Origin of the sequence: Stieleria sp. (assembly GCF_041595215.1) — a bacterium.
GTDB classification, from domain to species: Bacteria; Planctomycetota; Planctomycetia; order Pirellulales; family Pirellulaceae; genus Stieleria; species Stieleria magnilauensis.
In genome coordinates this window covers 1-5,810 of record NZ_JBFHKV010000514.1, presented here as the reverse complement: position 1 = coordinate 5,810, position 5,810 = coordinate 1, and the positions used below count along the sequence as shown (strand labels likewise).

Annotated in this window: 3 protein-coding genes; 1 reads left to right on the top strand and 2 read right to left on the bottom strand. The window is 59.9% G+C overall.

What is annotated here, in order from left to right; all coding sequences use genetic code 11:
* Window positions 1–984 (top strand): ASPIC/UnbV domain-containing protein (locus ABX749_RS19085; RefSeq protein ID WP_372897364.1); only part of this gene is annotated, 984 nt, incomplete at its 5' end.
* 12 nt (window positions 985–996) lie between these two features.
* On the opposite strand, the gene ABX749_RS19080 is transcribed toward ABX749_RS19085, so the two are convergent.
* Both ABX749_RS19080 and ABX749_RS19075 read right to left on the bottom strand, forming a co-directional pair.
* On the bottom strand, window positions 997–3,987 hold the full coding sequence (locus tag ABX749_RS19080; RefSeq protein WP_372897363.1) for an FG-GAP-like repeat-containing protein: 2,991 nt from the start codon (window positions 3,985–3,987) through the stop codon (window positions 997–999).
* A gap of 70 nt (window positions 3,988–4,057) precedes the next feature.
* Window positions 4,058–5,701 (bottom strand): MBL fold metallo-hydrolase, encoded by a 1,644-nt coding sequence (locus tag ABX749_RS19075; protein WP_372897362.1) that lies wholly within the window; start codon window positions 5,699–5,701, stop codon window positions 4,058–4,060.
* Between the last annotated feature and the right edge of the window lie 109 nt (window positions 5,702–5,810).

Genomic DNA, 5,810 nt, shown 5'->3' with positions numbered 1-5,810 from the left:
GGTCAGATCCTGCGGTGGGATGGCTTTGTCGCAATGGACGAAAAACCCAACTATGGATTCGCCGGCGTGATCGCGAATTTTGACGACCGCAACGGGAACGATCTATTTATCGCCAACGACACCGAGTTCAACCATTTTTGGCTGTCGCATCGAGATTCCGAATCGGCCCCGGTCACGCTGCGGGAAAGTGCACAGATCACCGGATGTGCCTTCGGGTTGCTCGGCCAACGGCAAGGTTGCATGGGAATCGCCGCGGGTGATTTCGACCGTAACGGCTTGCTGGATCTGCACATCACCAATTTTTGGAACCAAGCGGCGGACCTGTACAGCCAGGAAATCCCGGGTGTGTTCACCAACGTCAACGCGAAACGCGGAATGTACGAAGACACCCGTATGACGGTCGGATGGGGCACGCAAGCGATCGACTTTGATCGCAACGGTTGGCTCGATTTGCCCGTGCTCAACGGAAACGTGACCGACCACCGTCACCGTGGGCGTGCCTATCAGATGCAGCCCCAGTTCTTTCGGGGCGACGCTGACGGGTTTGAATTGAAGAACCCGGCCGACCGCTATTGGTCGACCCCCGCCCTCGGCCGCACCATGGCCGTCTTGGATTTCAACCGAGACTTGAAGCCCGACTTGGTGACGAACCACTTGGACGCGCCTGCGGCACTGTTGGAAAATCAGACCGCGACCGAAAATGCCCTGCAATTGGAGTTGATCGGGACGTCCAGCGAGCGAGACGCGATCGGTGCCAAGGTCACCCTCACGATCGGTGATCAAAGCTGGGTGGGCTGGATGGTCGGTGGGGATGGGTTGTTGTGCAGCAACGAGCCGATGATTGATTTCGGAATCGGACCACACGAAACCATCGAGCAGGTCGTGATCGAATGGCCATCGGGCCGCAGCCAACGCTTCAGCGACGTCGAAGCGAACCATCGCTACTTAGTCATTGAAGGGGAATCGGGGCTGTATCGCCGTTGAACGGACCCCAGATCAACGCTTCTCCAGCCCCTCGGTGCCCTGGATAGCCAGATAACGGGTGTTGGTGTCGACGTTCTCGAACGTCTCGGTGCGACCGTCGGGCCAGCGGATTTCTACCTGATCGATGGACTCAACCGCACCGACCCCGAAGTGCACCACCGCTTCGTTGCTGCACATGTAACCGTCGCCGCCGGTTTGCCAGCCACTCCAGCGGTCTTGGCCGGCTCGGATCCGCACCTCGGCACCGATCGCATCGCGTTCGCAATCCACTCCGATCAATTCGAATTGAATCCAGTGCTGCGACTTGGAGACGTTTTGCAACAGCGCGACGGGCAGGTCCAAATGATTGGCGACCAGATCCATCTGTCCGTCGCGATTCCAATCCAGCGTTGCCAACGTGCGTCCGAGCTGTTGCTGTTGCCAGTATTGGCCCGCGGTGGATCGGTCCTGCAGCTGAAAACCTTGTTGGCTGCCGTGGAACAGTTGGGGAATCATCTGAAACGGAATGCCTTCGTCCCGGGCGTCGAACACGTGGCCGTTCAAGACGGCCAGGTCAAGCCAACCGTCGTTGTCGAAATCGGCCGCCTGCGTTCCAAACCCGAGCACGGAAAAGGACGGATCGTGCAGTCCGTACCGCAGCGATTCGTCGAAGAAGAATCCTGGCTCATTTTGTGTGAACAGATTCACCGACTCGTTATGGAAATTGGTGACGTGCAAATCGAGTTGTCCGTCGCGATCGAAATCGCCCGACGCCACACCCATGCATGCCTGGCTATCACCGCCCTTGCCGATACTGCAGCCCCGCACAGCGGCCGATTCGACGATCGAGAATCGGTCGTCGCTGGCTGCGGCCGGTGTGGAACTGACCCAGAAATGATTGAGATCGCCATCGTTGGCGACGAAAAAATCGTTGCCCAGCTTTCCGTCAAAATTTGCGATGACCAATCCGAAGCCGAGTTTCGGGTTGGAGCGCATCTCGGCGGCCTGGGACCACGGGGCAAATTGCCCGTTCGGACGCAGTTTCAGAATGCGGTCCGAGGCGGCATTGAAGCGTTGCGGTTGGCATGGCAAGTGGTCGTCCGTGCAACGGACCGTGTACGCCAGCGGATCGTCGATGTAATTGATCTCGATGATGTCGGGGAGCGCATCGCCGCTCAGATCGGCCAGTCCGATGCATGAGGTCCAGTTGGCGGCGCTGTCCAACAGCGTGCCGCTCGCATCGCGAAACGTGCCGTCGCCCTGATTGATGTAGACAACGTTGGGGCCGATGTTGGCAATCAGCAGATCGGGAAATCCGTCTTGGTTCACATCACCGACGCAGACACCTTGGCCGAAGTGGCGGTCGCCCACCGCGGCTTGCTCGGTGACTTCGCCGAAGCCACCTTCGGCCACAAAACGAAACAGCTGGTTGGGCATGGACGAACCCGGTTCGACCGGAGTGCCACCGGACTGCGCCATGTAGAGATCGCAGCGACCGTCCAAGTCGTAATCGAGCACTGCCAGTCCGCCTCCGTTGACCTCGTAAGGGTAAAACTCACTTCCATCGGTGGCGAACCCACCCACATACCGTGCTTCGAGTTTCAATTCGGGGGCGACGTCGACGAAACGTAGTCCCTGATCGGCCGATGGTGTCGGATCGGCGGGCGTGGTGGGTTTGCGACTGTCCAGCTCCGGTAACGGCCATTGTTGGATGTCGAATCCGAGCAGACGTGTCAGCTGTGCCGTTCCGATCTGCGTTTCGTTGGCGCCACGTTCCCAGGCGAGAATGGCTTGATGCCGTTGATTCAATTCCGGAACACGCTCGGACATGGCCCCGGACAGTTGAGCCTCGCGCATCAGCCAGGCACAGGATTCCCAGGGGCGGGCGAGTTCCCCAAGCCGCTGGGAAATCCACAGCGATTGTTCGGCGTCCGCCTCCTTGGCGATGCGAAAGATCCGATCGAGCACCGCAAGCCGTTGACGTAATTCGGGGATGTGTGATTCCTGGCCGACCGAGACCAAGGATTGAATCATCGAGCGCAATGATTCACGATCGGTGGGGTCGCGTCGAAGGGCCTCGCCGAACGCCCGAATCGCTTCCTCGTGGCGATCTTGCAAAGCCATCCAGCTGCCGATCGCACTCCAGTATTCGGGTTGTTCCTGCGTCCCTGCTGGAACGTTTTTGGCCCATTCGGCCAACGCCTCTTGTCGACCGGTTTCGGCTAGGATTCGCCCGTGCAGTGCTGCCGCGGCGGCACTGTCGGGAAACGCCTGCCGAATCCGCTGCATCAGCGCCAACACTTCGCTCGCCTCGGCGTTGATCCGCGTGTACAGCTCACGGGCCTCGCCCAGCGAGAACAGGGTGACGGCGTTGTCTTTGACAAAGTCGGCAAACGAGACCAGGTAAAAGGGCCCCTGAAGGTCGATCAAACTGAGCGTCTCGTTGGGCTGCACCGACCGAAGCCGGATCAACTGGCGGACGTGTCGACTGGCTTCGAAACGCCGGCCTTGTGCATTGAGCAATTGGGCGAGCATGCGATGGACATCGACGTTGTTCGGGTCCAATGCTTCCGCACGCCGCAAATTCTTTTCCGCCGCCGCAAAGTCGCCGCAGCGCAGATTCCAATCAAAGGCGCGGATCAGGATCTGGGAGCCCCGCGCCGTATCAATTTCGGCAACGGTTGCTGCCAGATCGGCGGCCTGGCAAAACTCGCCGCGCTGGTTGTACAGTTCGATCGCCAGACTCAACGCGTCGACATTCTTGGGAGAGCGAATCAGGACCTGCTGGATGCGTTCGAGGGCTTGATCGGTTTGTCCCTGCTGCATCAACGCAAACGCCGATTCCAATCGAGACGTATCATCGTCGCCCGACTGCGTTGGGGCCGTTTCCTGCGGTGACGTTGCACGGTCCCCCGTGCCGCAACCGGCGCAAGCCAACACGACGGACAGGCCGAACAGCCAGGTCAGGGATATAGAATGCGTGCGGGTCATCGATCGATTCATGTTCATCGTTACGGCACTCATCGAACGATCGTTCGACCCGTGATCCGCCGGGCAGCGGCGTTCTGACGTTCGATCGGCCATGGTCGCCACTTTAAAAGCGGCGCTCGAGTGTCTCGACCGGACGCAGGTTGTTTTCAAGGGTGTCGTGCCAATCGTCGTCGTACAGATTGGCATTTTGATCGGTTAGCGGAAGCGAAGGCAGCCAGACATCGGGTTCAAAGCGACTCAATGTTTCCAGCGTTTTCCGGTAGTCCACCACTCGGTTGGCCGCTGCATTGAGTTCGGTGATCAAGTCACTCATTTGCGGTTGCAGGTCGCCCATCGTCTTACGTCCGTTGAGCCGGTTCTTCCAGACCAGGGACAGGTTTCGCGGTGCCGCGGGAGTCAGCAAGACCGTCTTGCCGTCTGTCGAATAAGAATAGCATAGCCCAATGGGTAACTCCGTCACCTCGACGGGTAGTGGCATCGCTGCGTCCGCATCCGCCGGCGTCTTGACGACATACCCCTCGGCTCTCAGTGAATCAGCCACCGATCGCGGCGCAACAACGACCGTGCTTTTCGCAACAGAGGCCAGTCCGGAACGGGCCTCCGGCGAGTCAGACGTCAGCAAGATCGCCGCAGGCGCCGTGTGGGTCACGCCCAGCGATTCAAGTTGCGTCCTCAGGAATTCGACCAATCCTTCTCCGCCGGGAGCGTTGACCACGAACAATTGCTCTTCGCGAAGCAGGCCGTACACGGCGGTGCCATCCAGGTCTCCCAGGTAATACAGACCGGGTTCAATCTGTTTGGGGCTGCCATCGAGAAAATCGGCGCCATCGCGCCGGTGCCGATCGGCTATCGCTTGCAGTTCGGCACGCGCGGGCTCCAACAGCCCTTTCCAGGTGGCTGGATCCAGCCGAATCGATTGCAATCGTTTTTGTTGCCGGGGGTGACCGGTCAGTAGCAAGTCGGGGGGCTGACGCTGCAGCAGGCGATCGACGGTGGCCACAAACGCGTCGGCGTCGCCGCGATACTTGGGTGAAAGCTTGGCGGCGTAGGTCGCGGGGCCAAAATCAATCGACGAGATGACGTCGCCGCAGAACAGGATTTCTTGACCGTCCTTGTTGAGCAGATAACACGTACTGCCCGGCGTATGGCCGGGGGTGGCGATGGCTTCGATCGTGACGCCGCCTAATTCGATCGTGTCCCCGTCCTGCAGTTCGACGTCCACAGCAATCGGATCGCCCGAGTAGGAAATTTTGGGGAACACCGAATACAACGCCGGCAGGTCCGCGCTGCGCAGGACGTCGCAGTCGTCCTTGCCCGCAGCGACGGTCGCGCCCGACATCTCGCGGATCTTGTTGACGCCGAACACGTGGTCGTAATGTGCGTGGGTGATCAACACATAGCGCACATCGTCCAGCCGCAAACCGACCGACAGCAACGATTCACGCACTCCGCGCGCCTGCTCGTCGCCGCCCGAGTCAATCAGGATGATGCCGTCGTCGGTTTCGATGGCGTGCACGGCGCTGGGGCTGATTTCCCCGAGCACGTGGACGCCTGGGGCGACGGTCAGAGTTTGGCCCCCCAGCCATTGCGTCGGGTATTGCGTCTTCGAATCGCTGTTCTTTTCCACCGCGGGAACCAGCGTTTCCATCGGTTTGCCCGGCGGAGGCGGTGAGGACGGAGAGCAGCCGGTGGAGGCGATGGTGATGGCCAGGACAGCGGGCGCGAACACGAGCTTTGCGACGGTCATCGAAATCGATGCCGGGGCTGCGAGGTCGTCACTTCGTGGTTTCGCCGTCTTCGACAATGGTCAGCTTTTGATTCGATTGAATGGGACCTTCGACCGTCTGCACGATTCC

Bases quoted from the DNA above. Each gene is read 5' to 3' on its own strand.
- ABX749_RS19080 (WP_372897363.1), bottom strand. From the start codon at position 3,987: ATGAGTGCCGTAACGATGAACATGAATCGATCGATGACCCGCACGCAT.
- ABX749_RS19075 (WP_372897362.1), bottom strand. From the start codon at position 5,701: ATGACCGTCGCAAAGCTCGTGTTCGCGCCCGCTGTCCTGGCCATCACC.